25 protein-coding genes are annotated in these 22,770 nt (G+C 67.6%); 12 read left to right on the plus strand and 13 right to left on the minus strand.

Annotated elements, in window-relative coordinates; all coding sequences use genetic code 11:
- Positions 1-186: sulfite exporter TauE/SafE family protein (locus tag DK254_RS25230; protein WP_146219646.1), on the plus strand; the 186-nt coding region annotated here is incomplete at its 5' end.
- A 6-nt stretch (positions 187-192) separates the two neighbouring features.
- Here the strand turns inward: DK254_RS25230 and DK254_RS25235 are convergent.
- Positions 193-1,050, minus strand: a complete 858-nt coding sequence (locus DK254_RS25235; protein ID WP_109936011.1) for a LysR substrate-binding domain-containing protein — start codon at positions 1,048-1,050, stop codon at positions 193-195.
- Between the two features lie 97 nt (positions 1,051-1,147).
- Here DK254_RS25235 and DK254_RS25240 point away from each other — a divergent pair, with 97 nt between their 5' ends.
- From DK254_RS25240 to DK254_RS25250, 3 genes are all read left to right on the plus strand, one after another.
- Positions 1,148-1,381, plus strand: a complete 234-nt coding sequence (locus tag DK254_RS25240) for a DUF1127 domain-containing protein (protein WP_109936012.1) — start codon at positions 1,148-1,150, stop codon at positions 1,379-1,381.
- 30 nt (positions 1,382-1,411) lie between these two features.
- Positions 1,412-1,882, plus strand: coding sequence for a DUF3291 domain-containing protein (locus tag DK254_RS25245; protein ID WP_109936013.1), 471 nt, complete (start codon positions 1,412-1,414; stop codon positions 1,880-1,882).
- Between the two features lie 62 nt (positions 1,883-1,944).
- Positions 1,945-3,168: a winged helix-turn-helix domain-containing protein gene (locus DK254_RS25250; RefSeq protein WP_109936014.1), complete on the plus strand. Its 1,224-nt coding sequence runs from the start codon at positions 1,945-1,947 to the stop codon at positions 3,166-3,168.
- 6 nt (positions 3,169-3,174) lie between these two features.
- Here DK254_RS25250 and DK254_RS25255 read toward each other — a convergent pair whose 3' ends face one another.
- Positions 3,175-4,038 carry a universal stress protein gene (locus DK254_RS25255; protein ID WP_109936015.1) on the minus strand — a complete coding sequence of 288 codons (864 nt, stop codon included), beginning with the start codon at positions 4,036-4,038 and terminating at the stop codon, positions 3,175-3,177.
- Between the two features lie 179 nt (positions 4,039-4,217).
- Between DK254_RS25255 and DK254_RS25260 the strand changes: the two genes are divergently transcribed.
- Positions 4,218-4,823 (plus strand): tRNA-(ms[2]io[6]A)-hydroxylase, encoded by a 606-nt coding sequence (locus DK254_RS25260; RefSeq protein ID WP_109936016.1) that lies wholly within the window; start codon positions 4,218-4,220, stop codon positions 4,821-4,823.
- A gap of 386 nt (positions 4,824-5,209) precedes the next feature.
- Here the strand turns inward: DK254_RS25260 and DK254_RS25265 are convergent, their stop codons facing one another.
- The 9 genes from DK254_RS25265 to DK254_RS25300 all read right to left on the minus strand — a co-directional run bounded on the left by DK254_RS25265 (position 5,210) and on the right by DK254_RS25300 (position 12,362).
- A complete protein-coding gene (locus DK254_RS25265) occupies positions 5,210-5,662 on the minus strand; it encodes a PaaI family thioesterase (protein ID WP_109936017.1) in 453 nt (150 codons plus the stop codon).
- A 78-nt stretch (positions 5,663-5,740) separates the two neighbouring features.
- Positions 5,741-6,139 (minus strand): hypothetical protein, encoded by a 399-nt coding sequence (locus DK254_RS25270; RefSeq protein WP_256595954.1) that lies wholly within the window; start codon positions 6,137-6,139, stop codon positions 5,741-5,743.
- A 149-nt stretch (positions 6,140-6,288) separates the two neighbouring features.
- Entirely contained in the window at positions 6,289-6,759 is a 471-nt protein-coding gene (locus tag DK254_RS25275) for a hypothetical protein (RefSeq protein WP_109936019.1), read from the minus strand.
- 284 nt (positions 6,760-7,043) lie between these two features.
- Complete coding sequence (gene pstB, locus DK254_RS25280; protein ID WP_370686624.1) at positions 7,044-7,829, minus strand: phosphate ABC transporter ATP-binding protein PstB; 786 nt, start codon at positions 7,827-7,829, stop codon at positions 7,044-7,046.
- On the minus strand, positions 7,829-8,701 hold the full coding sequence (pstA, locus tag DK254_RS25285) for a phosphate ABC transporter permease PstA (protein ID WP_089390335.1): 873 nt from the start codon (positions 8,699-8,701) through the stop codon (positions 7,829-7,831). The genes pstB and pstA overlap by 1 nt, the downstream gene beginning before the upstream one ends.
- A 1-nt stretch (position 8,702) precedes the next feature.
- Entirely contained in the window at positions 8,703-9,668 is a 966-nt protein-coding gene (gene pstC, locus DK254_RS25290) for a phosphate ABC transporter permease subunit PstC (RefSeq protein WP_371921196.1), read from the minus strand.
- 96 nt (positions 9,669-9,764) lie between these two features.
- Positions 9,765-10,781 carry a phosphate ABC transporter substrate-binding protein PstS gene (gene pstS, locus DK254_RS25295; protein WP_109936020.1) on the minus strand — a complete coding sequence of 339 codons (1,017 nt, stop codon included), beginning with the start codon at positions 10,779-10,781 and terminating at the stop codon, positions 9,765-9,767.
- A 238-nt stretch (positions 10,782-11,019) separates the two neighbouring features.
- On the minus strand, positions 11,020-11,175 hold the full coding sequence (locus DK254_RS34430) for a hypothetical protein (protein WP_177412113.1): 156 nt from the start codon (positions 11,173-11,175) through the stop codon (positions 11,020-11,022).
- Between the two features lie 62 nt (positions 11,176-11,237).
- Positions 11,238-12,362, minus strand: coding sequence for a M14-type cytosolic carboxypeptidase (locus DK254_RS25300; protein WP_109936021.1), 1,125 nt, complete (start codon positions 12,360-12,362; stop codon positions 11,238-11,240).
- A gap of 353 nt (positions 12,363-12,715) precedes the next feature.
- On the opposite strand from DK254_RS25300, the gene DK254_RS25305 reads away from it, so the two are divergent.
- The 7 genes from DK254_RS25305 (at position 12,716) to DK254_RS25335 (ending at position 20,242) form a co-directional block, all read left to right on the plus strand.
- Positions 12,716-12,988, plus strand: a complete 273-nt coding sequence (locus tag DK254_RS25305; protein WP_009619255.1) for a hypothetical protein — start codon at positions 12,716-12,718, stop codon at positions 12,986-12,988.
- Positions 12,989-13,718: 730 nt separating this feature from the next.
- Positions 13,719-16,262, plus strand: a complete 2,544-nt coding sequence (locus DK254_RS25310; protein ID WP_109936022.1) for a penicillin acylase family protein — start codon at positions 13,719-13,721, stop codon at positions 16,260-16,262.
- Positions 16,263-16,589: 327 nt separating this feature from the next.
- Positions 16,590-17,369 (plus strand): ABC transporter substrate-binding protein, encoded by a 780-nt coding sequence (locus DK254_RS25315; RefSeq protein WP_109936023.1) that lies wholly within the window; start codon positions 16,590-16,592, stop codon positions 17,367-17,369.
- Between the two features lie 82 nt (positions 17,370-17,451).
- On the plus strand, positions 17,452-18,177 hold the full coding sequence (locus tag DK254_RS25320) for an ABC transporter permease (protein WP_109936024.1): 726 nt from the start codon (positions 17,452-17,454) through the stop codon (positions 18,175-18,177).
- Complete coding sequence (locus DK254_RS25325) at positions 18,174-18,887, plus strand: ABC transporter permease (protein ID WP_089394089.1); 714 nt, start codon at positions 18,174-18,176, stop codon at positions 18,885-18,887. The genes DK254_RS25320 and DK254_RS25325 overlap by 4 nt, the downstream gene beginning before the upstream one ends.
- Positions 18,888-18,938: 51 nt before the next feature.
- Positions 18,939-19,703, plus strand: a complete 765-nt coding sequence (locus tag DK254_RS25330) for an ABC transporter ATP-binding protein (RefSeq protein ID WP_109936025.1) — start codon at positions 18,939-18,941, stop codon at positions 19,701-19,703.
- Positions 19,700-20,242, plus strand: a complete 543-nt coding sequence (locus DK254_RS25335) for an AAA family ATPase (protein WP_256595955.1) — start codon at positions 19,700-19,702, stop codon at positions 20,240-20,242. Before DK254_RS25330 ends, DK254_RS25335 begins: the two co-directional genes overlap by 4 nt.
- 714 nt (positions 20,243-20,956) lie before the next feature.
- On the opposite strand, the gene dcd is transcribed toward DK254_RS25335, so the two are convergent.
- Both dcd and apbC read right to left on the minus strand, forming a co-directional pair.
- Positions 20,957-21,523 (minus strand): dCTP deaminase, encoded by a 567-nt coding sequence (dcd, locus tag DK254_RS25340; RefSeq protein WP_109936026.1) that lies wholly within the window; start codon positions 21,521-21,523, stop codon positions 20,957-20,959.
- Between the two features lie 96 nt (positions 21,524-21,619).
- Positions 21,620-22,714 carry an iron-sulfur cluster carrier protein ApbC gene (gene apbC, locus DK254_RS25345; RefSeq protein ID WP_109936027.1) on the minus strand — a complete coding sequence of 365 codons (1,095 nt, stop codon included), beginning with the start codon at positions 22,712-22,714 and terminating at the stop codon, positions 21,620-21,622.
- Between the last annotated feature and the right edge of the window lie 56 nt (positions 22,715-22,770).

The following is a 22,770-nucleotide window of genomic DNA, read 5'->3' on the forward strand; positions in this document are numbered from 1 at the left end:
GTGGCGCTGGGCACCTATGCGCTGCACGGCCATGTCGACTGGCGCATGGGTGCCTGTCTCGCGGCCGGCGGCCTGCTGAGCATCTCCTGGGGCGTGAGGCTGGCCCACGCGCTGCCCGAGCGCGCCCTGCGCTTCGCCTTCAGCCTGTTCCTGGTGGCCTGCGCGCTGCTCCTGCTGCGCCAGTGAGGCGGCTCAGGCGGCGGCGAAGCCTTCGACGATGTAGTCGGCCAGCTTGTCGGTGACCGGCGACTGCCGCGGCGGGTTGCGCAGCAGCACGATGCTCGCCGAGGGCAGGGTCGGCAGGCCTTCCTCCTCGCCGATGATGCGCAGGTTGCCGGTGAGCAGGCTGCGCAGCTGGGCGGTGACCGCCAGGCCCGCGCTGGCCACGGCGAACAGCGCCGAGAGGCTGGGGCTGCTGTAGGCGATGCGGTAGTCGATCTCCATCGCTTCCAGGGCATTGCAGGCCCAGGCGCGGCAGAAGCAGGTGGTGTTGAACATCGCCAGCGGCAGCGGGCGCTGCTCCTGCGGACAGAAGCTTTCCGCGGCCATCCAGACGAAGGGCTCCTGGCGCAGCAACTGGCCGATCTCGGTGCCCGGCTCGCGGGTGACGATGGTCAGGTCCAGGTCCTTGCGGGTGAGCAACTGCGAGGAGGTCTCGCAGTGCACTTCCACCTGTACCAGCGGGTAGGCCTGGGCGAAGCGCGAGAGGATGTCCGGGAGGAAGCGCATCACGTAGTCGTCCGGCGTGCCGATGCGCACCGCGCCGACCATGTGCGGCTGGCGCAGGGTGTTGAACACCTCGCCCTGCAGCCGCAGGATGCGCCGCGCGTAGCCCAGCAGCACCTGGCCCTCGGGCGTCAGGCGCACCTGGCGGCCGTCGCGTTCGAACAGGGTGCGTTCCAGCACGTCGTCCTCCAGGCGTTTCATCTGCATGCTCACCGCCGACTGGGTGCGGTTGACCACTTCGGCGGCGCGGGTGAAACCACCGTGGTCGGCGATGGCGACGAAGGTGCGCAGCAGTTCGCTGTCGATGCTGGGGAAGCTGCTCATACATCAAACTCCGAGATGGGATGCATAAGAATGATTCGTTGGATTGATCTTATGCCCGGCGCGAGACTGGTGCCAACCCCACAGGGAGGACGGCACGATGAAAGCGCAATTCGGTTTCGTGATGGCACCCTCGGTGCTTGCCCAGCGGCACTCCGCCGCTGTCTTCTGGCATGGCCTGCTGGGCCGCATCCGCCGCTGGCGGGAGCTGGCGCGGCAGCGCGAACAGCTGGCCAGCCTCAGCGACGCGGCGCTCAAGGACATCGGCCTGAGCCGCGCGGACATTCTCCAGGAAGCGGAGAAACCCTTCTGGATCGACCACCTGCGTCGCTGAACCCCGCCTGACGTGCACAAGGAAAGGCCCATGTCGCAACCCTACCACCTGGCCCAGGTCAACATCGCCCGGGCCAGGGCCCCGCTCGATCACCCGCTGATGCGGGATTTCGTCGACCAGCTGGCGCCCGTCAACGCCCTGGCCGAGGCCAGCCGCGGTTTCGTCTGGCGTTTGCAGGACGAGGCGGGCGACGCCACCGGCGTCCAGGCCTTCGACGACCCGCGGATCATCGTCAACCTGTCGCTGTGGGAGTCCCTGGAGGCCCTGCGCGACTATGTCTATGGCGGCGAGCACCTCGCCGTGCTGCGTCGGCGCCGGGACTGGATGGAGAAGCTGCCGGGGCCGACCCTGGCGCTCTGGTGGTTGCCGGCCGGGCAATTGCCGAGCCTGGCCCAGGCCCGCGCGGCCCTGCGCAGCCTGGCCGAAAGGGGGCCGAGCGCCGAGGCCTTCAGCATCGCCCGGCCATTCCCCGCGCCCTGCATGGAAGCCCTGCCGGCCTGATGTCGGCGCTGGCGGCTTTGGCGTAGGATCGAGAGCCCCGATCCGCCCAGCAGGAAGCGCCCATGACCGACAGCCTATCCCTCAAGCAAGCCCGCCGCCTGGCCCTGGCGGCCCAGGGTTTCGCCGGCCGCCGGCCGCTCGCCCGGGTGCAGCGCCGGCACCTGCAGCAGGTGCTGGAGCGCCTGGGCGTGCTGCAGATCGATTCGGTCAACGCCCTGACCCGCTCGCACTACCTGCCGCTGTTCTCGCGCCTGGGCAGCTACCCGCAGGCGCTGCTGGACGAGGCGGCCTGGAGCGCCGGGCGCCACCGGCGGATGTTCGAGTACTGGGGGCACGAGGCTTCCCTGCTGCCGCTGGAGCTCTACCCGCTGATGCGCTGGCGCATGCGCCGCGCAGCCGTGGGGCAGGGCATCTACAAGCAGCTGGCGCGCTTCGGCGAGGAGCGCCGCGAGGTGATCGAACGGGTGTTGCAGGCGGTGCGCGAGCAGGGCGCCCTGGGCGCCGGCAGCCTGACTACCCGCAGCGAGCGCGCCGGCCCCTGGTGGGACTGGAGCGACGAGAAGCACGCCCTGGAATGGCTGTTCGCCGCCGGCGAGGTGACGGTGGCCGGGCGCCGCGGCTTCGAGCGGCTCTACGACCTGCCCGAGCGGGTGCTGCCGGCCTCCTTGCTGGCGCTGCCGGAGCCGGGCGCCGAGGAGGCCCAGCGCGGCCTGCTGCTGCATGCCGCCAACGCCCTGGGCGTGGCCAGCGAGACCGACCTGCGCGACTACTTCCGCCTGGGGCCGGCCGACAGCAAGGCGCGCCTGGCCGAGCTGGTGGAAGCCGGCGCCTTGCGCCAGGTGCGCGTGCAGGGCTGGTCGCAGGCGGCCTACGTCGCCGGCGAGCCGGTCATTCCGCGCAAGGTGACGGCCAGCGCGCTGCTGTCGCCCTTCGATTCCCTGGTGTGGGAGCGCGCCCGCACCGAGCGGCTGTTCGACTTCCGCTACCGCCTGGAGATCTACACCCCGCAGCACAAGCGGGTCTACGGCTACTACGTGCTGCCCTTCCTGTTCGACGAACGCCTGGCGGCGCGCATCGACCTGCGCGCCGAGCGGGCGGCGGGGCGCCTGGCGGTCCATGCCGTGCACGAGGAACAGCGGCCGCTGGGCGAGGAGGGGATGCTGGCGCTAGCCGGGCGGTTGCGCGAGATGGCTGCCTGGCTGGGCCTGGAGGAGGTACACGTGGGCTGCCGCAAGGCGGAGGGCGTCCGCCTGCGGGCGATGCTGGCGGCCGGGGCGGCCGCCTAGCGGCGGTCAGGCCTTGGCGGCCAGTTCCTCGAGGTGGGCGATGACTTCGTCCGGCTTGAGCACCAGCACGTCGCTTTCCAGGGCATCGAGCACCACCTCGGCGGTGTTGCCGATCAGCGCGCCGGAGAAACCGGTGCGCGCCACGGTGCCGATCACCGTCACCGCCGCGTCCAGCTGGTGCGCGGTACGCGGGATGAGCACGTCGGCCGGGCCTTCCTCGATGTGCAGGTGCTGGTCATCCACCCCGTACTCGGCCTGGAAGGCCTTGCAGGCCTCGCGGTAGCGGGCCTCGATGGTTTCGCTGAGCTGGAAGGTCGGGTCGGCGGCGGACAGCATCGGCGAGGGGTGGGCGCTGATCACGTGCAGCGGGCCGTGGGTCAGCCCGGCGATGTCGTAGGCGTGGCTGACGATGTTGGCGTGCAGCGCGTGGTGCTCGGCGTCGTTGTTGCCGACGTCGACCGCGGCGAGGATGTTGCGCCCGGCCCAGGGCGTGGCGCTCTTCACCAGCAGCACGGGGGCGGGGCAGTAGCGCAACAGCTTCCAGTCGTCGGGGGTGAGCAGGGCCTTCTTCAGCGGGCTGTCGGGGTGGTGCTGCTTGACCACCAGCCCGCAGCCCTCGGCCTGCTGCTCGGCGATGATGGTGGCGTGCAGGCTGTCGTGCCAGGCCTGCCGGCAACTGCTGCTGTAGCCTTCCTCGCGCAGGCTGGCGGTCAGTTCCTCGAGCCGGGCGCCGGCGTCGCCTTGCTTGCTGCAGGCCAGCAGGTGCAGGTGGGATTGAGTGACGCTGGCGATCAGCTTGGCGCGCTTGAGCGCCAGGCCGTCGGGCTGGTCGGGGGCCACTACTACGAGAATGCTGCGGATGGCTTGCATGGTCGTCTCCCTTGGCACTTGCCGTTGCTTTGCAGCAACTGTAGACGCGATCCGGCCGCGTGCTTCTTGAGGTGCGTCAAGTGTGGCGCTGGCCGTGCGCCGCCGCATTCGTATAATGCTCCGCCTTTGGCCGCCAGCGAACCCTTTTGCGCTGCGGCGATGAGCGACTGGAGCCCGTCATGTTGTCCGAAATCCGCGAATTCCTTGGTTGCGCCACGCCCGACGCCTGGGTCGAGGCCGCATTGCGGGACCAGGAAGTGCTGCTGATCGACCACAAGAACAACGAGTTCAAGGCCGCCAGCACGGCCCTGGCGCTGATCGCCAAGTACAGCGCCCACGAGGAGCTGGTGAACTTCATGTCGCGCCTGGCGCGCGAGGAACTGCGCCACCACGAGCAGGTGCTGGCGATCCTCAAGAAGCGTGGCATCGCCCTGCGGCCGATCTCCGCCGGCCGCTATGCCTCGGGCCTGCGCGCGGTGGTGCGCAACCACGAGCCGCACAAGCTGGTCGACACCCTGATCGTCGGCGCCTTCATCGAATGCCGCAGCTGCGAGCGCTTCGCCGCGCTGGTGGACCACCTGGACGCCGACCTGGCGAAGTTCTACGGCTCGCTGCTGAAATCCGAGGCGCGGCATTTCCAGGGCTACCTGGCGCTGGCCCGGCGCTATGGCGACGAGGCCGATATCCAGCGGCGGGTGGCGGACATCCGGGAGGTGGAGGCGGGGCTCATCAGCTCGCCGGACGGGGAGTTCCGCTTCCACAGCGGTGTGCCGCAGGTGGCTTGAGGCCTTCCCTGTTGACGAACCCGATCGCGGACAAAGTCCGCTCCTGCGACCATGCTCGACCGTAGGGCGAATAACCGTTCGCGGTTATCCGCCATTGGCCGTGCCATCGGGGTGTCCGGCGTGGCGGGTGAATCCAATCGCGGACAAGGTCCGCTCCTACAGGGAAATGCCACGCCTTCCGGCAACCTGTAGGAGCGAGCTTGCTCGCGAACGGACTCCACAGCGGGGTTTATTCGCGAGCAAGCTCGCTCCTACGAAGAGCATTTCGGCGCGGGCCGCAAGACAGTTGCTCCTACGCGGCGTCGGCCATGTGCCCCCTGTAGGAGCGCGCCCTGCGCGCGAATCGCGGGCAGGGCCCGCTCCTACAGTAATTCCGGGGCGCAGGCTCAGGCGTCGATCACCGGCCGCGGCTTGTCCTGGTACTTGAAGGTGCCGCTGGCGGTAGCCACGACATCGCCCGCGGCATTGCGGATCTCGGCCTCGCAGAAGGCGATGGAGCGGGTGCGGTGGCGGACGTGGCCGAAGGCTTCGAGCACTTCGCCGACGTCGCCGCCGGGGCGCAGGAAGCTGGTCTTCATCTCGATGGTCACGCAGCCGCGCCCGGCCTCGTCGGCGTGGCTGCAGGCCAGCGCCATGGCCACGTCGAGCAGGCTCATGAGCACGCCGCCGTGGGCGTTGTTCCAGCCGTTGAGGTGCTCGCGCTCCACCCGCAGCACCAGGTGGCCGTCGCGCCCGCCCTCCCCGGCCGGCAGGTAGCGGAACTTCAGGTGGTCGAGCAGCGGGATGGCGATGCCACGGTACTGGGTGTAGGACTGCAGTTGCGAAGGGTCGAAGCTCATGGGCGATCCTGTTGACACGATATGCCGCCATTTCAACGCATCGGCCAGCCCCGGCGTATCACTCCTTCGGATGAATCTTCAGCGCCGCTTGCGGCTGCGCTCGCCGTCGCGCTGCAGCTCCACCGCCTGGACGAACAGTTCGTCCACCATCAGCGTCTGGATGGGCTCGTCGGACAGCAGCGACAGGCTCATGGACTCGATGGCCTGGTTGTATTCCAGGCGCGCGATGCCGCACAGCAGGATGCGCTGGTTGAAGCCGGGGCGGCCGCGGTCGATCAGTTGCTCGCGGACGGTCTCGCCGTCCTGGTAGCTGACCTTGAGGGTCACCCGCAGCTCGTCGGCGAGCGCCAGGTGCAGCCAGACCGCGACGTTGAAGTCGGCGCGCCAGCCGCGCCCGACCTTCTTCGGCACGGCCTGCTGGATCAGGTGGCGGGGAACGTGGCCGATGAACTTGCTGTGGGATTGCATGGAAGACATGTGCGCAAACGTGGGCTTACTGCGGAAGACCGCAGTCTAGGCAACGGAGTTCAGCGATGCACCCGGCATCGGGTAGCGTCCTGCATCGGCTTCGATACATGGCCGGTGCGGGCGGCTGGCGGCCGGCAGGAGGGCCGGCCGGGGCAGGGTCAACCGAGGAGATCGAGGCTGGGCTGGGTTCGTTCAACGCCGTACATCTGCTTCAGGGCCACCGGGGTGGCAGTGGGTGCGACCGGCGGGCTGCCGGCGTCGGCCTGCTGCGTGATCTTTTCCCTGATGCGCTGGGCTATCTCGTTCTCGATGCGCTCGCGGTCCTCGGCGGGCATGGCATCGAGCTGCTCCTGGGTGATGTCCATGTCCTGCATGACGCTGTGCCGCAGCTTTTCGCCGGGGCTGAGCTTCATGTAGGCGAGGAATTCGTCCAGGGCGCTGCCGCCGTTCTGCGCGGCGGCGCCGGAGGATGCTACCGCGCCGGAAGGCGCATCGCTCGTACCGCTCGTCGTCGCGTCTGCGCTGCTGGCGCTGGCCAGGTAGCTGGCGAACTCGCTGGCGCCGGCGACCACGCCGCGCACCAGTTTGGTCGCCAGGCCCAGGGTGCTGAAACCGTCGATGATGTTCATGGGCAGGTCTCCCGTGCCGAAGGGGGAAGCCTGTATCGGGCAAGAAACACGCCAGGATGCCGGCCGGCGGTCATAACGGCTCCGCCCCCCCTGTAGGAGCGAGCTTGCTCGCGAACCGCACGGCAGCAGTGCAACCGGGAAGGCCCGTTCGCGAGCAAGCTCGCTCCTACGAAGAGCGCGCCATCGGCAAGCGCCTGCCGTGGGTGGCAAGGGCTTGCCGGAATCCGCAATGAAAACGCCCGCCGCGGAGTGTTCCGCGGCGGGCGTCGGCGGTGCGCGAAGGCTCAGCCGAAGCGACCGGTGATGTAGTCCTCGGTCTGCTCCTTGGCCGGCTTGGTGAACAGGGTGTCGGTGTCGCCGAACTCGATCAGGTCGCCCAGGAACATGAAGGCGGTGTAGTCCGAGCAGCGCGCCGCCTGCTGCATGTTGTGGGTGACGATGACCACGGTGAACTCCTGCTTGAGCTCGGTGATCAGCTGCTCGATGCGCCCGGTGGAGATCGGGTCCAGCGCCGAGGTCGGTTCGTCGAGCAGCAGCACCTGGGGCTTGAGGGCGATGGTGCGGGCGATGCACAGGCGCTGCTGCTGGCCGCCGGAGAGGCCCTGGGCGCTGGCGTTCAGCTTGTCCTTCACCTCGTCCCACAGGGCGGCGCCGCGCAGGGCCTGCTCGACGCGGTCGTCCATCTCGCGGCGGTTGACCTTCTCGTGGTGGCGCACCGCGTAGGCGATGTTCTCGTAGATGGTCATCGGGAACGGCACCGGCTTCTGGAACACCATGCCCACCTGGCTGCGCAGGCGGTTCATGGAGTAGCCGGGGGCGAGGATGTTCTCGCCGTTGAGCAGCACCTCGCCGCGGGCTTCCTGCTTGGGGTACAGGGAGTAGATGCGGTTGAAGATGCGCAGCAGGGTCGACTTGCCGCAGCCGGACGGGCCGATGATGGCGGTGATGCACTTCTCCGGGATGTCCATGTTGATGGACTTGAGCGAACGGTGCTCGCCGTAGAAGAACTCCAGGTCGCGAACGCGGATCTTGGTGCGTTCGGCGGCGATGGCGGTGGTCATGGCAGTCATCAGGATGCCCTATTGCGCAGAAGGATGAGACGGGAGGTGAGGCTGAGCAGCAGTACGAACAGGGTCAGCACCAGGGCGCCGGCCCAGGCCAGGGCGTTCCAGTCGCTGAAGGGGCTCATGGCGTACTGGAAGACCACGACGGGCACGCTGGCCATGGGCTTGAGCAGGTCGCTGCTCCAGAACTGGTTGCCGAAGGCGGTGAACAGCAGCGGCGCGGTTTCGCCGGTGATGCGCGCCAGGGCCAGGAGGATGCCGGTGATCACCCCGGCGCGGGCGGCGCGCAGGACGATCTGCAACGTCAGCTTCCATTGCGGCACGCCCAGGGCCAGCGCGGCCTCGCGCATGGTGGTCGGCTGCAGCTGGAGCATCTCGTCGGTGGTCCGCACCACCACCGGGATCACCAGCAGGGCCAGGGCCAGGGCGCCGGCGATGGCGGAGAAGCCCACGCGGTGGTCGGAAAGGTAGTTCAGCGGCAGGATCACGCTGGTGTAGACGAACAGGCCCAGGACGATGGACGGCGCCGACAGCAGGATGTCGTTGATGAAGCGCACCACGGTGCCCATGCGGGTGTGGCGGGCGTACTCGGCCAGCCAGATGCCCGCCATCAGGCCGATGGGGGTGCCGATCAGCAGCGCCAGCGCGCTCATCAGCACGCTGCCGTAGAAGGCGTTGGCCAGGCCGCCCTCGGCCCCCGGCGGCGGCGTCATTTTGGTGAACAGGTCGAGGTTCAGCGCCTCGATGCCGTGGCTGATGGTGGTCAGCAGGATCCACGCCAGCCACATCAGGCCGAACAGGGTGGCGCCGCAGCTGAGCAGCATGGCGGCGCGGTTCTTCAGGTCGCGGGTGCGGTACAGGCTTTCGTTGCCGGCCATGTCACTTGCCCTCCTTCTGGGACAGGCGCAGCAGCATCAGGCGTGCGGCGGCGAGGACGATGAAGGTGACCACGAAGAGCAGGAAGCCCAGGGCGATCAGCGAGGAGCGGTGCAGGTCGGTGTAGGCCTCGTTGAATTCGTTTGCGATCACCGAGGCGATGGAGCTGCTAGGCATCAGCAGCGAGGCGGAGAAGTGCTGCGAGTTGCCCAGCACGAAGGTCACCGCCATGGTCTCGCCCAGGGCGCGGCCGAGGCCGAGGAAGATGCCGCCGACCACCGCCGAGCGGGTGTAGGGCAGGACGATGTCCCAGACCACTTCCCAGGTGGTGTTGCCCAGGGCGTAGGCCGATTCCTTCAGGGTGGTCGGTACGCTGTGGAACACTTCGTTCATCACCGAAGTGATGAAGGGGATGATCATGATCGCCAGGACGATGCCGGCGCTGAGCATGCCGATGCCCAGCGGCGGGCCCTGGAACAGGCCGCCCACCAGCGGCAGCGCGCCCAGGTAGTCGTTCAGCCAGGGGGCGATGTGCTGGGCCATGAACGGGCCGAAGACGAACAGCCCCCACATGCCGTAGATGATCGAGGGGATGCCGGCCAGCAGTTCGACGGCCGCGGCCACCGGCATGCGCAGCCACGGCGGCGCCAGCTCGGTGAGGAAGATGGCGATGCCGAAGCTGACCGGTACGGCGATCAGCAGCGCCAGGAAGGAGGTGACCAGGGTCCCGTAGATCGGCACCAGGGCGCCGAACTTGTTGTTCACCGCATCCCATTCGGTGCTGGTGAGGAAGTCCAGGCCGAAGTGCGAGAAGGCCAGGCTGCCGCCCCACAGGGTGGAGCCGGCGACACCGGCGAGCAGCAACAGCACGAGGAGAGCGGAGCCGAACATGGCGTTGCGGAACCAGCGGTCGTGGCGCTGGTCGCGCTGGGCGCGGTCTTCGGCTTCGGCGGCCTTCAGGTTGGGCATGGCGATGGACGGGGAGGATTCGGTAGACATCGGTTCATCCAAGCAAGCGAACCGCCGCACGGGGGTTCCGGGCGGCGGTCCTGGTCATTCACCCGATCAGCGGGCGAAGTCCGACTTCCAGTAGCCTTCGATGCGCTTGACCAGGGATTCGGGCAGCGCCACGTAGTCCAGGGCGGCAGCCTGCTGCTGGCCGTTCTCCAGGGACCACTTGAAGAAGTGGAAGGCGGCCTGGGCCTGTTCCGCGTTCTTCGGTTGCTTGTACATGATGATCCAGGTGGTGGCGGTGATCGGCCACGCGCTGTCGCCCGGGGCGTTGGTCATCAGCAGGTTGAAGTCCTGGGCGTTGGCCCAGTCGGCGGTGTCGGCGGCAGCCTGGAAGCTCTTGGTGTTCGGCTCGACGAACTTGCCGGCGGCGTTCTTCAGCGACGCGTAGGCCATCTTGTTCTGCAGGGCGTAGGCGTATTCGACGTAGCCGATCGAGTTCTTGATCTGCTTGACGTAGGCGGAGACGCCTTCGTTGCCCTTGCCGCCCATGCCGACCGGCCAGGGCACGGTGGTGCCGAAGCCGATCTTGTCCTTCCACTCGCCGCTGACCTTGGACAGGTAGTTGGTGAAGTTGTAGGAGGTGCCCGAGCCGTCGGAGCGACGCACCACGGTGATCTTGGTGGCCGGCAGTTTCAGGCCCGGGTTCAGGGCGACGATGGCCGGGTCGTTCCAGTCGGTGATGCTGCCGAGGAAGATCTTGGCCAGGACTTCACCGTCCAGGTGCAGCTTGCCCGGCTCGACGCCGTCCAGGTTGACCACCGGCACGATGCCGCCGATCACGCTGGGGAACTGGCCCAGGCCGGTGGCCTTGAGGTCGTCGGCCGACAGCGGGGCGTCGGAGGCGCCGAAGTCGACGGTGGCGGCCTTGATCTGGGCGATGCCGCCGCCGGAGCCGATGGACTGGTAGTTGATGCGATTGCTGGAGGACTTGCTGTATTCCTGGGACCACTTCGACAGCACCGGGTAAACGAAGCTGGAGCCGGCGCCGGTGACATCAGTGGCATGGGCCAGGCCGGTCAGGGCCATGGAAGCCAGCAGGACGGACAAGCGGGTTTTGCTGAGCAGCATCACGTCAATACCTCAATATGGGAGGAAGTCCGGGAAGTCCCCGGTTGGTTAGAAGACGTGATGATTTAATGCCGCCAATGTGTACGCTTTATGACAGCGAGATTAATAATCTGCGTACTGGCAACTTAATGGCAGCGCGGCTGTCCCGGCACCCCTCCGCAACTCGGCGCGCCAGGGCCACCAGGGGCTAACGCGCCCGGCCGCGCGGCAAGCGCCGGCCGGGTGCGTGGCGCGCCGGTCAGGCCGGCGCCGCGGCCAGGCGCGGGCGACGGTCGCCCCCGCGGTTCTTGCGGACTTCGCGGCGTTCGCGGAAGTCCAGCTCCTCCATGGCCTCCATGCGTTCCTGCAGGTCCTCGATCTCCTGGGGGGTCAACAGCTTGCGCGTCCTGTACATGGACACCTCCGCATGCAAGTTCCTCACAGCATTAGAGTGGCACGCGGCGGCGAAGATTCCACTCAGCGCAGTTCCTGCACCAGGCTCGACAGGGTCGAGATCACGGCGCCGGCCAGGCGCTTGGCGCGCGCGCCGCTCCAGCCGGTGCGGACGTCGGGGGCCAGGTCGTGGTCCTTGAAGGGCATCTCCAGGGTCAGCGCCAGGCACTGGTAGGTCTCGCCGACGTGGTTGCAGGCCAGGGTCATGTTGGCCTTGCCCGGCGCGCTGCGCGGGTAGCCGTGGACGCTCTGGAACTCGCCGCGTTCCTCCAGGCGCTTGCGGAACTCCGCTTCCAGCCGCGCCTGGCGCTCGCCGTAGCCGGGGTTGCCCTCGCAGCCGGCGGCGAACACATAGGGGATTTCCTCGTCGCCATGGATGTCGAGGAACAGGTCGACGCCCTGCTGGCGCATGTGCGCCTGGACGAACAGCACTTCCGGGCTGGTCTCGGCGCTGGGCGAACCCCAGGCGCGGTTGAGGTCGGTGCCGGCGGCGTTGGTGCGCAGGTGGCCGCGGAAGGCGCCGTCGGGGTTCATGTTCGGCACCAGGTACAGCTCGGCGTGCTGCAGCAGGTGGTCGAGTTCCGCATCCTGCTGCTGCAGGCGCTCGATCAGGCCTTCCATGAACCACTCGGCCATGTGCTCGCCGGGGTGCTGCTGGGCGATCAGCCACAGCTTGCGGGTGGCCTGCGGGTGGCGGCGGATGCGCAGCAGCGGGATGTCGCGGCCCTCGATGCTGCGCCCGGTGGCCACCAGCTCGGCGCCGGCCTGCTCGATGGCCTGGCGCACCAGGGCGGCGTGGCGCTCGCGGCTGTAGGGCTCGAAGTAGGCGAACCAGGCCTGCGGCTGCTCGGCGTCGAGGCTGAAGTGCAGGGTCTGGCCGTCGTAGCGGGTGTCCACGCGGAACCAGTCGCGCTGGTCGTAGGAGGCCACGGCGCGGTAGCCCGGCCAGCCGCCGGGGTAGCTGGACTGCCCGGCGTTGGTCAGGCTGAAGCCGTAGCGCCGGCCGGGGGTCAGGCCGTCGGCACGGAAGTGGAACCACTGGAAGTGCGGGCTCTTCAGGTCCGGGCGCAGGGCCAGGCGCACGTCCTGGGGGTCGCTGGCATCCAGCACCTGGATGTTGCCGCTGTCGAAGTCGCAGCCAATCTCCATGAATCCTCCTCGGGCAAAAGCGGATGCAAAACCGCTATCTTGCGGCGCCCTGCCCCGGCTGTCACGAACCGGCCCCGGAAAAACCGGGCCGAGGACACACAGCCCCTGCGACGCAACGGCGCACCCCGCAAGCTCGATGGAAGCCGCATGGCAGAGCCATTTACCGGCGGTTTCCCGGAAGATTGCCGGCAATTTTCCCGTTTCCAATGCGACAACCTTGTGCACAAAAGCGACAGGCGTTGTGACTTTTTGCACGGCTCGCGGTGTCAATGGGCTGTACAGATCGGACGGATCAGTGAAGCGCCGTCCCCTTGACAGAGCAATGGATGACCTGCGCAGAGAGTGTAACCACCATGAACGCGACCCTTCGTTTCAACGAGGCTCTGCTGATCACCGGACGAGCCTTCCAACCCTTCCACTGCGTCACCTGGATCGACCAGTCCGGCGGCGACGGCAGCCTCGACCTGTCCGTCCTCGACCGCACCGGCACCCGCCTGCTGGGCCTGACGCGCATCCCCTGCACCGAATACTCCGACCCGGCCCGGCTGGCCGACCTGCTGACCCAGGCGCGCGAGGAACTGAATCGCGAGGGGTATGACCTGCAGGAATGGCATATGCCCGAGTGAGGGCCTGGCCTCTGGCCCGAAGCTGAAAAGCGCCGTTTCTCGCGGGGAGGGAAACGGCGTTTTTTTATTTCCGGCTAGGGGATGAGGCTGTTGTAGGAGCGAGGGGGACGCCTGGTTCTTGCTCGCGAATCTTGCTTCTGTGCTCCGACCTCCCCCTCGTCATTCCCGCGAACGCAGGAAGCCAGTGGCTTGGGGTTTGGTGTAGCGCGCCGCTCCGAGTCTGCGGAGATTTTTTGTTTCGCCCCCTCGGGCGAGTCCCTTTTGTCAAACGCCACAAAAGGAACCAAAAAGGCTTGCCCCGCATACGGGCCCGATGGAGCCGGGCTACCCTCGCGAACTCCCCCGCCACGGAGGCCCGCCCCGACAGCACGTCCCTGTGCTGATCGGGGCTCTAGCGACATCCATGTCGCATGACCTCCTGAGCGCCGGTTTCGCTCGGCCTTCTGAAGGGGCGTTCCGGTGCGCTCGGATATTTCTCTGGAAATCTAAAATCAAGAGCGGCACTGCTCTTCGTAGGAGCGAGCTTGCTCGCGAACCCTGGCTCCCCGCGTTCGCGATAGTCCGTAGGGCGCACCGGGCTACCCTGTGGCACGTTCCCCTTCGCGAACATCCTCACCTGCCCTCCCGGCCCTCCACACCCCGCGAATTCCCTGCTCCCGCGGCTTGCGCGAAGGGGCGTGCCTCACTAACGTAGCGGCTTTCCGCAAGCCCTGTGCAGGAGCACGCTTCCATGGCCTCGCGAGCCTTCCGCCCGCTTCCCCGATTCGGCCTCGCCGCCGCCCTCAGCGCCGCCGTCAGCCTGACTGGCTGTCAGACCTGGCTGAACGACCGCTACGCCGACAGCCTGCCGCCGACCTCCGGTGTGCAGCCGCTCAAGGGCCTGGCCGAAAGCGTGTCGGTGCGCCGCAATGCCCTGGGCATGCCGCTGATCGAGACCAGCACCTTCCACGATGCGCTCTTCGCCATGGGCTACGTGCATGCCAGCGACCGCATCAGCCAGATGGTCGGCCTGCGCCTGATGGCCCAGGGACGGCTGTCGGAGATGGTCGGCCCGGGCGCCCTGGAAATCGACCGGTTCATGCGCACGGTCGATCTCAAACAGTCCGCCAATGCCCTCTACGCCGGCGCCTCGCCGCGCCTGAAGCGCTTCTTCGAGACCTACGCGCGCGGCGTCAACGCCTACCTGTTCCGCTACCGCGACAAGCTGCCGATGGACATCGCCGAGTCCGGCTACCGCCCGGAATACTGGAAGCCGGAGGACTCCGCGCTGGTCTTCGCCCTGCTCAACTTCGGCCTGGCGGTGAACCTGCAGGAGGAACTGGATTCCCTGGCGCTGGCGCAGAAGGTCGGCGCCGAGAAGCTCGCCTGGCTCACCCCCATCTACCCGGACGAGGAACTGCCCTTCGCCGAGGCCGACAAGCTCAAGGGCCTGAAGCTCGCCGGGCAGATTCCCGGCCTGGCCGAGGTGGGCGGCGCCGCCGAGGCGGTGGCCAGCCTGCAGATGCTCGGCGTGGCCGCCTCCAACAACTGGGCCATCGCCCCGCAGCGCAGCCGCAGCGGCAAGAGCCTGCTGGCCAACGACACCCACCTGCCGCTGTCGATGCCGTCGATCTGGAACTTCATGCAGGTCCGCTCGCCGAAATACACCGCCGCCGGCGTCACCATCGCCGGCGTGCCCGGCGTGGTGGCCGGCTTCAACGGCAAGCTGGCCTGGGGCATGACCATGGTCATGGGCGACAACCAGGACGTCTTCCTCGAGCAGGTGCGGCGCCAGGGCGGCAAGCTCTACTACCTGGCCGACGGCCAGTGGAAGCCGGCCAACGAGCGCGTCGAGACCTTCTTCGTCAAGGGCCAGCGCCCAGTGCGCGAGACCATCTACGAGACCCGCCACGGCCCGCTGCTCAACAGCGCCCTGCTCGGCGCGAAGAAGAACGACCTGCAGCCGCTGCCGCTGTCCAGCAGCTACGGCCTGGCCTACCAGAGCATCCAGGCGGTGTCGGACAAGAGCCTGGATGCCTTCTTCGACCTGTCGCGGGCCAGGAGCGTCGAGCAGGCCTTCGACGCCACCCGCGAAATCCGCGCCATGCCGCTGAACATCGTGTTCGCCGACGAGAAGCACATCGGCTGGCAGGTCACCGGGCGCTTCCCCAACCGCAAGGACGGCCGCGGCCTGCTGCCCTCCCCGGGCTGGGACGGGCGCTACGACTGGGACGGCTACGCCGACCCGATCCTCCACCCGTCCGACCAGGACCCGCAGCAGGGCTGGCTGGGCACCGCCAACAACCGCACCGTGCAGCCCGGCTATGGCGCGCAGCTGTCCAGCTCCTGGTACTACCCCGAGCGTGCCGAGCGCATCGCCCAGTTGGCGAACGCCAGCAACCGCCACGACGCGCGCAGCATGATCGCCATGCAGTACGACCAGACCACGCCCTTCGCCGCCAAGCTGCAGGGCATGCTCGACGCGCCCGGCATGGCCGGGCCGTTGAAGCAGGCGATCCAGGCCCTGCCCGACGGCCAGCGCGAGCGCGCCCGCGAGGCCCTGGACCGGCTGATGGCCTTCGACGGCAAGCTCTCCGCCACTTCCGCCGATGCCGCCCTCTACGAAGCCTTCCTGCAGGAAAGCACCCGGCAGATCTTCCTCGACGAACTGGGCCCGGAAGACAGCCCGGCCTGGAAGGCCTTCGTGCAGAACGCCGACCTTTCCTACTCGGCCCAGGCCGACCACCTGCTGGGCCGCGACGACAGCCCGTTCTGGGACGACGTGAAGACCCCGCAGAAGGAAGACAAGCCGGCCATCCTCGCCCGCAGCCTGGCCGCCGCCACCGCCTTCTGCGAGCAGAAGCTCGGCGCCGACCGCCGCGCCTGGCAGTGGGGCAAGCTGCACACCTACGACTGGGTCAGCGACAGCACCAAGATGGCGCCCTACCTGGACGCCGGCCAGCGCGCCAGCCTGGGGGCGATCAAGGGCTACCTGGACCGCGGCCCCTACCCCGCCGGCGGCGACCACAGCACGCTGAACGTTTCCGCCTACGCCTGGGGCCAGGACTTCGACACCTGGCTGATCCCGGCCATGCGCATCGTCGTCGACTTCGGCCAGAGCGAGCCCATGCTGGGCCTCAACAGCAGCGGCCAGTCCGGCAACCCGGCCAGCCCGCACTACGCCGACGGCATCGACGCCTGGCTGAAGGGCGACTACATGAGCTTCCCGTTCCAGAGCCAGAACCTCGACCGCGTCTACGGCAGCAAGCGCCTGACCCTGGTGCCGCAGAAATAGTCGGCCGGCGCGGGAACTTCCGCCGCGCCGCCGACTCATAACTGTCGACTTACTCCATGATCATCTTGAAGGCACCCTCGGGTGCCTTTCTTTTTTGGTGCCTGCACCACAACCGGCGCACCAGGCTGTTACCGAAAGCCCCGCCCCCTCGCCCCGTTACGGGGCATCGCTTCCCCGACCGGCTGCTATACCTGTCGTAGGAACGCGCCTGTCGTCCGCCTCCTACCGCCGAGGCCCGTGGTTGCGCCCCTGGTTCGAAACTTGCTGTCACATTGATGTTATGCCTTTCGTTCCACTGCTTGAATCAACCACCAAGGATTCCAACCGATGAAAAAAGCATGGCTGACCCTCTCCGCCCTGGTGCTGCTGGCTGGCGCCGGAGCCTTGCAGGCCAAGGAATGGAAAGAAATCCGCTTCGCCACCGACCCGTCCTACGCGCCCTTCGAGTCCAAGGCGCCGGACGGCAGCCTGGTCGGCTTCGACATCGACCTGGGCAACGCCATCTGCGCGCACCTGAAGGTCAAGTGCGTATGGATGGCCAACGACTTCGACGGCATGATCCCGGGCCTGAAGGCTCGCAAGTTCGATGGCGTGATCTCCTCGATGACCGTCACCGAGGCGCGCCAGAAGGAAATCGACTTCAGCGACAAGCTGTTCACCAGCCCCACCGCGATGATCAGCAAGAAGGGCTCGGGCCTGGAGGCCACCGCCGAATCCCTCAAGGGCAAGACCGTCGGCGTCGAGCAGGGCACCATCCAGGAAACCTTCGCCAAGGCCAAGCTGGAGCCGGCCGGGGTCAACGTGAAGAGCTACCAGAACCAGGACCAGGTCTACGCCGACCTGGTGTCCGGGCGCCTGGACGTCTCGCTGCAGGACATGCTGCAGGCCGAGCAGGGCTTCCTCACCACCGACCAGGGCAAGGGCTTCGAGATCAGCAAGCCGGTGCATGACCCGCTGATGCCGGCCGACATCGCCATCGGCATCAAGAAGGGCAACAACGAACTGCGCGAGATGATCAACAAGGGCATCAAGGCGATCCACGCCGACGGCACCTACGACAAGCTGCAGAAGAAATACTTCGGCGACATCGACATCTACAACGACTGACCCGCGCCCGCCGCCCCCGGCCGCCGCCAAGGCGGCCGGGGGCGGTCTATTCTGCTGACAAGGCACAAGGAGTTTCCTGCGCATGCTCCAGGACTTCTTCCGGACCCTGGCCGAGAACATGAGCCTCAAGGGTTACGGCTCCATCCTCCTCGACGGCACCTGGATGACCGTCAAGCTGTCGATCTGCTCGCTGCTGCTATCGGTGCTGCTGGGCCTGCTCGGTGCCAGCGCCAAGCTGTCCGGCTCGAGGCTGCTGCGCTTCCCCGCCATCGCCTACACCACGCTGATCCGTGGCGTGCCCGACCTGGTGCTGATGCTGCTGATCTTCTACAGCCTGCAGACCTGGCTGGCCGACATCACCGACTACATGGACTGGGACTACATCGAGATCGACCCCTTCAGCGCCGGCATCATCACCCTCGGCTTCATCTACGGCGCCTACTTCACCGAAACCTTCCGCGGGGCCATCCTCGCCGTGCCGCGCGGACAGCTGGAAGCCGCCAGCGCCTTCGGCCTGACGCGCCTGCAGCGCTTCCGCTTCGTGCTCTTCCCGCAGTTGATGCGCTTCGCCCTGCCAGGCCTGGGCAACAACTGGATGGTGCTGATCAAGTCCACCGCGCTGGTCTCCATCATCGGCCTCTCCGACGTGGTGCGCGCGGCCCAGGACGCCGGCAAGAGCAGCTACCGCCTGCTGTTCTTCCTGCTGGTGGCGGCGGCCATCTACCTGCTTTTCACCACCGTTTCCAACATCGTGCTCAACGCCCTTGAGCGCCGCTATGCCATCGGTGTGCGCGAGGCCCTGCGATGATCGAGTTGCTGCAGCAGTACGGCAAGGCCTTCCTCTGGACCGACGGCTACCACATCACCGGCCTGGCCATGACGCTCTGGCTGCTGACGGTGTCCATCGCCTTCGGCTTCACCTTCGCCATCCCCCTGTCCATCGCCCGCGTCTCGCGCAACCCGCTGGTGCGCTGGCCGGTGCAGTTCTACACCTACGTGTTCCGCGGCACGCCGCTCTACATCCAGCTGCTGGTCTGCTACACCGGCATCTACAGCGTGGCGGCGGTGCGCGAGCAGCCGATCCTCGACGCCTTCTTCCGCAACGGCCTGAACTGCACGCTGCTGGCCTTCGCCCTGAACACCTGCGCCTACACCACCGAGATCTTCGCCGGGGCCATCCGCAACATCGCCCACGGCGAGGTCGAGGCGGCCCATGCCTACGGGTTGAGCGGCTGGCGCCTGTACCGCTACGTGATCATGCCCTCGGCGCTGCGCCGCTCGCTGCCCTACTACAGCAACGAAGTGATCCTCATGCTGCACTCCACCACCGTGGCCTTCACCGCCACGGTGCCGGACATCATGAAGGTCGCCCGCGACGCCAACGCCGCCACCTTCCTGTCCTTCCAGTCCTTCGGCATAGCCGCGGCGCTGTACCTGGTGACCTCCTTCACGCTGGTCGGCCTGTTCCGCCTGGCCGAACGCCGCTGGCTGGCCTTCCTCGGCCCCAGCCATGGCTGAACCCCATCCACCCACGGCCGCCAGGGGGCGGCCGGCGCACCCGAGGACTCCATGACCACACTGAAGATCGAAGGCCTGTACAAGCGCTACGGCGACAACGAAGTGCTCAAGGGTGTTTCCCTGGAAACCCGCACCGGCGACGTGGTGAGCATGATCGGCGCCAGCGGCTCGGGCAAAAGCACCTTCCTGCGCTGCATCAATTTCCTCGAACAACCCGACGAAGGCAGCATGAGCCTGGACGGCGAGGTCGTGCGCATGGTCCCCAGCCCTGGCGGCATGCGCGTGGCCGATGCGGCGCAGCTGCAGCGCATCCGTACCCGGCTGGCCATGGTGTTCCAGCACTTCAACCTGTGGAGCCACCTGACGGTGCTGGAGAACATCACCCTGGCCCCGCGCCGCGTCCTGGGCATCGAGCGCAAGGAGGCCGAGGAGCGCGCGCGCAGCTACCTGGCCAAGGTCGGCCTGCCGGCGCAGGTGGAGGACAAGTACCCGGCCTTCCTCTCCGGCGGCCAGCAGCAGCGCGTGGCCATCGCCCGTGCCCTGGCCATGGAGCCGGAGATCATGCTGTTCGACGAACCCACCTCGGCGCTGGACCCGGAACTGGTGGGCGAGGTGCTCAAGGTGATCAAGGCCCTGGCCGAGGAAGGCCGCACCATGATCCTGGTGACCCACGAAATGGCCTTCGCCCGCGAGGTCTCAAGCCAGGTGCTGTTCCTCCACCAGGGCCGCGTCGAGGAACAGGGCCCGCCCCAGGAGGTGCTGGGCCATCCGAAGAGCGAGCGGCTGCGGCAGTTTCTCAGTGGCAACCTGAAGTGACCCTGGCGCGGCTGTTCGTTCTCACCGGCGGCCCGGGTTCGGGCAAGACCAGCCTGCTGGAACACTTGCGCGGCCGTGGCTTGGCCTACGTCGAGGAAGGCGGCCGGGCGATCATCCGCGAGGAACTGGCCCACGGCGGCAACGCCCTGCCCTGGGGCGACCGCCAGGCCTTCTGCCGGCGCATGTTCGAGCACGCCGCCAGCACCTACGCCGAAGCCCACGAGTCCGGCGGCACCTGGCTGTTCGACCGCGGCCTGCCCGACGTGCTCGGCTACGCCCGGCTATGCGGCCTGGCGGTGGATGCGGACCTGCTGCAGGCGGCGCGGCAGTTGCGCTATCAACCCCTGGTACTCCTGGCCCCGCCCTGGGAAGCCATCTACCACAACGATGCCGAACGCAAGCAGGACTTCGCCGAAGCGCAACGCACCGCGGCGGTGATGCGCGAAGTCTACGGCGAACTGGGCTACCAGGTGGTCGAGCTGCCGCTGGCCGGCCTGGAAGCGCGCGCCGACTTCGTCCTGGAACACCTGCAGGCCTGAGGGCGGAATGGCGCCTGGCCTGGCGTCGGCATGACGGCGAAGTCCGCTACCCTCTCCCCAGCCCTCTCCCGCAAGCGGGAGATGGAGTCGTTCGGCGTAAAGCGAAGCCAAACAGTCATCCTGCACACCCGCTCTCGTAGGAGCGAGCTTGCTCGCGAACGGGGCTACCGGCTGACTCCATGGCCCCTCGCCCTGCCCAACGGTCCCCTCTCCCGCTTGCGGGGGAGGGTTAGGGAGGGGGAGCGGAGCCAAGCCCAGCACCAGTGTGTCGTCGAAGTCCGTTGCCCTCTCCCCAGCCCTCTCCCTGAAGGGAGAGGGGGCCGTTCGGCGTCAAGCGAGGCCAAACAGGCATCCTGCACACCCGCCCGCTCTTGTAGGAGCGAGCTTGCTCGCGAACGGAGCTACCGGCTGACTCCATAGCCCTTCGTCCTGCCCAACGGTCCCCTCTCCCGATTGCGGGGGAGGGTTAGGGAGGGGGAGCGGAGCCAAGCCCAGCACCCGTGTGTCGTCGAAGTCCATTGCCCTCTCCCCAGACCTCCCCCGCAAGCGGGAGAGGGCGCTGTCCGCAGCAGCCGGGCAGCGACATCGCTAGCCGGTTGGCCCGCAATCGCGCGCAGGGCGCGCTCCTACAGGGGGGCCATGCCGCCCTCTCTCCCCGCCCCCAGTCAACAAAAAACCGGGCCATGGCCCGGTTTCTCGTATCCGCCTTCGGCCTCAGGCCTTGGGCAGGGTCACGCCGGTCTGGCCCTGGTACTTGCCGCCGCGATCGCGATAGGAGACCTCGCAGGCTTCGTCCGACTGCAGGAACAGCATCTGCGCCACGCCCTCATGGGCGTAGATCTTCGCCGGCAGGTTGGTGGTGTTGGAAAACTCCAGGGTCACGTGGCCCTCCCACTCCGGTTCCAGCGGTGTGACGTTGACGATGATGCCGCAGCGCGCGTAGGTACTCTTGCCCAGGCAGATGGTCAGCACGTCGCGGGGAATCCGGAAGTATTCCACGGTGCGCGCCAGGGCGAAGGAGTTCGGCGGGATGATGCAGACGTCGCTGTTGATGTCGACGAAACTCTTCTCGTCGAAGTTCTTCGGGTCCACCACCGCCGAGTGGATGTTGGTGAACACCTTGAACTCGGCCGCGCAGCGCACGTCGTAGCCGTAGCTGGAGACGCCGTAGGAGATCACCCGGCTGTCATCGGCGCCGCGCACCTGGCGCTCGACGAAGGGCTCGATCATCCCGTGCTCCAGGGCCATGCGGCGAATCCACTTGTCCGATTTGATGCTCATGGCGGGCGTCCCGTAGCTGCTGAAAAATGAAACGCGAATCTTACCGGCAGGCGCGCCGCCCGGCAAAGGGGCGCGCCGGGCGGCCTTGTCGCAGGGTCAATCCTCGCTGATGGAGATGCTCGGCATGGCCGGCGCGTCCTTCTCGCTCAGGGCGATGCGCGCACCGACGCAGCGGGCCATTTCCTGGTAGATCATCGCCAGTTGGCTTTCCGGGTCGGCGATCACCGTCGGCCTGCCGCCGTCGGCCTGCATGCGGATGGCCATGGACAGCGGCAGCGAGGCCAGCAGCTCCACGCCGTACTGCGCCGCCAGCTTCTCACCGCCGCCCTCGCCGAACAGGTGCTCGGCGTGGCCGCAGTTGGAGCAGATGTGCACCGCCATGTTCTCCACCACGCCCAGCACCGGGATGTTGACCTTGCGGAACATCTCCACGCCCTTCCTGGCGTCGAGCAGGGCCAGGTCCTGCGGGGTGGTGACGATCACCGCGCCGGCCACCGGGACCTTCTGCGCCAGGGTCAGCTGGATGTCGCCGGTGCCCGGCGGCATGTCGATCACCAGGTAGTCCAGGTCGTTCCAGGCGGTCTGGGTGATCAGTTGCAGCAGCGCGCCGGAGACCATCGGCCCGCGCCACACCACCGGGGTGTTGTCGTCGGTGAGGAAGGCCATGGACATGACTTCCACGCCATGGGCCTCCAGCGGCACGAACCACTTCTGCTCGCGCACCTTCGGCCGGGTGCCATCGGCGATGCCGAACATGATGCCCTGGCTGGGGCCGTAGATGTCGGCGTCGAGGATGCCCACCCGCGCGCCCTCGCGGGCCAGCGCCAGGGCCAGGTTGGCGGCGGTGGTGGACTTGCCCACGCCGCCCTTGCCGGAGGCCACGGCGATGATGTTCTTGACGTTGCTCATGCCCGGCACCTGGGCCTGGGCCTTGTGCGCGGCGATCTTCACATCCACCTTCACCTGGGCCGACTCCACCCCGTCGGCGGCCTCCAGGGCCATCTGCACGGTCTGCGCCAGGCCGTTCCTGAACAGGCCGCAGGCGTAGCCCAGCTCCAGGCCCAGGGCAACGCGCCCGCCCTGGATGTCGAGGTCGCGCAGGTAGCCGGCGTCGAGCAGGTTCTGGCCGGTGTGCGGGTCGGTGATCTGGCGGAGGACGGCCTCCACCGTAGCGCGGGTGACGACGCTCATGGGTTCTCCCGAAAAAAGGCTGAGCACGGTAGACGGGAATATTAACAGCAGCGGCA

It is taken from the genome of Pseudomonas sp. RW407 (genome assembly GCF_003176655.1).
GTDB lineage: Bacteria > Pseudomonadota > Gammaproteobacteria > Pseudomonadales > Pseudomonadaceae > Pseudomonas > Pseudomonas delhiensis.

What these genes read in the sequence shown, in the direction of transcription:
- DK254_RS25235 (WP_109936011.1), bottom strand. Translation starts at nt 1,050, where the DNA reads ATGAGCAGCTTCCCCAGCATCGACAGCGAACTGCTGCGCACCTTCGTC.
- DK254_RS25240 (WP_109936012.1), top strand. Translation starts at nt 1,148, where the DNA reads ATGAAAGCGCAATTCGGTTTCGTGATGGCACCCTCGGTGCTTGCCCAG.
- DK254_RS25245 (WP_109936013.1), top strand. Translation starts at nt 1,412, where the DNA reads ATGTCGCAACCCTACCACCTGGCCCAGGTCAACATCGCCCGGGCCAGG.
- DK254_RS25250 (WP_109936014.1), top strand. Translation starts at nt 1,945, where the DNA reads ATGACCGACAGCCTATCCCTCAAGCAAGCCCGCCGCCTGGCCCTGGCG.
- DK254_RS25255 (WP_109936015.1), bottom strand. Translation starts at nt 4,038, where the DNA reads ATGCAAGCCATCCGCAGCATTCTCGTAGTAGTGGCCCCCGACCAGCCC.
- DK254_RS25260 (WP_109936016.1), top strand. Translation starts at nt 4,218, where the DNA reads ATGTTGTCCGAAATCCGCGAATTCCTTGGTTGCGCCACGCCCGACGCC.
- DK254_RS25265 (WP_109936017.1), bottom strand. Translation starts at nt 5,662, where the DNA reads ATGAGCTTCGACCCTTCGCAACTGCAGTCCTACACCCAGTACCGTGGC.
- DK254_RS25270 (WP_256595954.1), bottom strand. Translation starts at nt 6,139, where the DNA reads ATGTCTTCCATGCAATCCCACAGCAAGTTCATCGGCCACGTTCCCCGC.
- DK254_RS25275 (WP_109936019.1), bottom strand. Translation starts at nt 6,759, where the DNA reads ATGAACATCATCGACGGTTTCAGCACCCTGGGCCTGGCGACCAAACTG.
- pstB (WP_370686624.1), bottom strand. Translation starts at nt 7,829, where the DNA reads ATGACTGCCATGACCACCGCCATCGCCGCCGAACGCACCAAGATCCGC.
- pstA (WP_089390335.1), bottom strand. Translation starts at nt 8,701, where the DNA reads ATGGCCGGCAACGAAAGCCTGTACCGCACCCGCGACCTGAAGAACCGC.
- pstC (WP_371921196.1), bottom strand. Translation starts at nt 9,668, where the DNA reads ATGCCCAACCTGAAGGCCGCCGAAGCCGAAGACCGCGCCCAGCGCGAC.
- pstS (WP_109936020.1), bottom strand. Translation starts at nt 10,781, where the DNA reads ATGCTGCTCAGCAAAACCCGCTTGTCCGTCCTGCTGGCTTCCATGGCC.
- DK254_RS34430 (WP_177412113.1), bottom strand. Translation starts at nt 11,175, where the DNA reads ATGTACAGGACGCGCAAGCTGTTGACCCCCCAGGAGATCGAGGACCTG.
- DK254_RS25300 (WP_109936021.1), bottom strand. Translation starts at nt 12,362, where the DNA reads ATGGAGATTGGCTGCGACTTCGACAGCGGCAACATCCAGGTGCTGGAT.
- DK254_RS25305 (WP_009619255.1), top strand. Translation starts at nt 12,716, where the DNA reads ATGAACGCGACCCTTCGTTTCAACGAGGCTCTGCTGATCACCGGACGA.
- DK254_RS25310 (WP_109936022.1), top strand. Translation starts at nt 13,719, where the DNA reads ATGGCCTCGCGAGCCTTCCGCCCGCTTCCCCGATTCGGCCTCGCCGCC.
- DK254_RS25315 (WP_109936023.1), top strand. Translation starts at nt 16,590, where the DNA reads ATGAAAAAAGCATGGCTGACCCTCTCCGCCCTGGTGCTGCTGGCTGGC.
- DK254_RS25320 (WP_109936024.1), top strand. Translation starts at nt 17,452, where the DNA reads ATGCTCCAGGACTTCTTCCGGACCCTGGCCGAGAACATGAGCCTCAAG.
- DK254_RS25325 (WP_089394089.1), top strand. Translation starts at nt 18,174, where the DNA reads ATGATCGAGTTGCTGCAGCAGTACGGCAAGGCCTTCCTCTGGACCGAC.
- DK254_RS25330 (WP_109936025.1), top strand. Translation starts at nt 18,939, where the DNA reads ATGACCACACTGAAGATCGAAGGCCTGTACAAGCGCTACGGCGACAAC.
- dcd (WP_109936026.1), bottom strand. Translation starts at nt 21,523, where the DNA reads ATGAGCATCAAATCGGACAAGTGGATTCGCCGCATGGCCCTGGAGCAC.
- apbC (WP_109936027.1), bottom strand. Translation starts at nt 22,714, where the DNA reads ATGAGCGTCGTCACCCGCGCTACGGTGGAGGCCGTCCTCCGCCAGATC.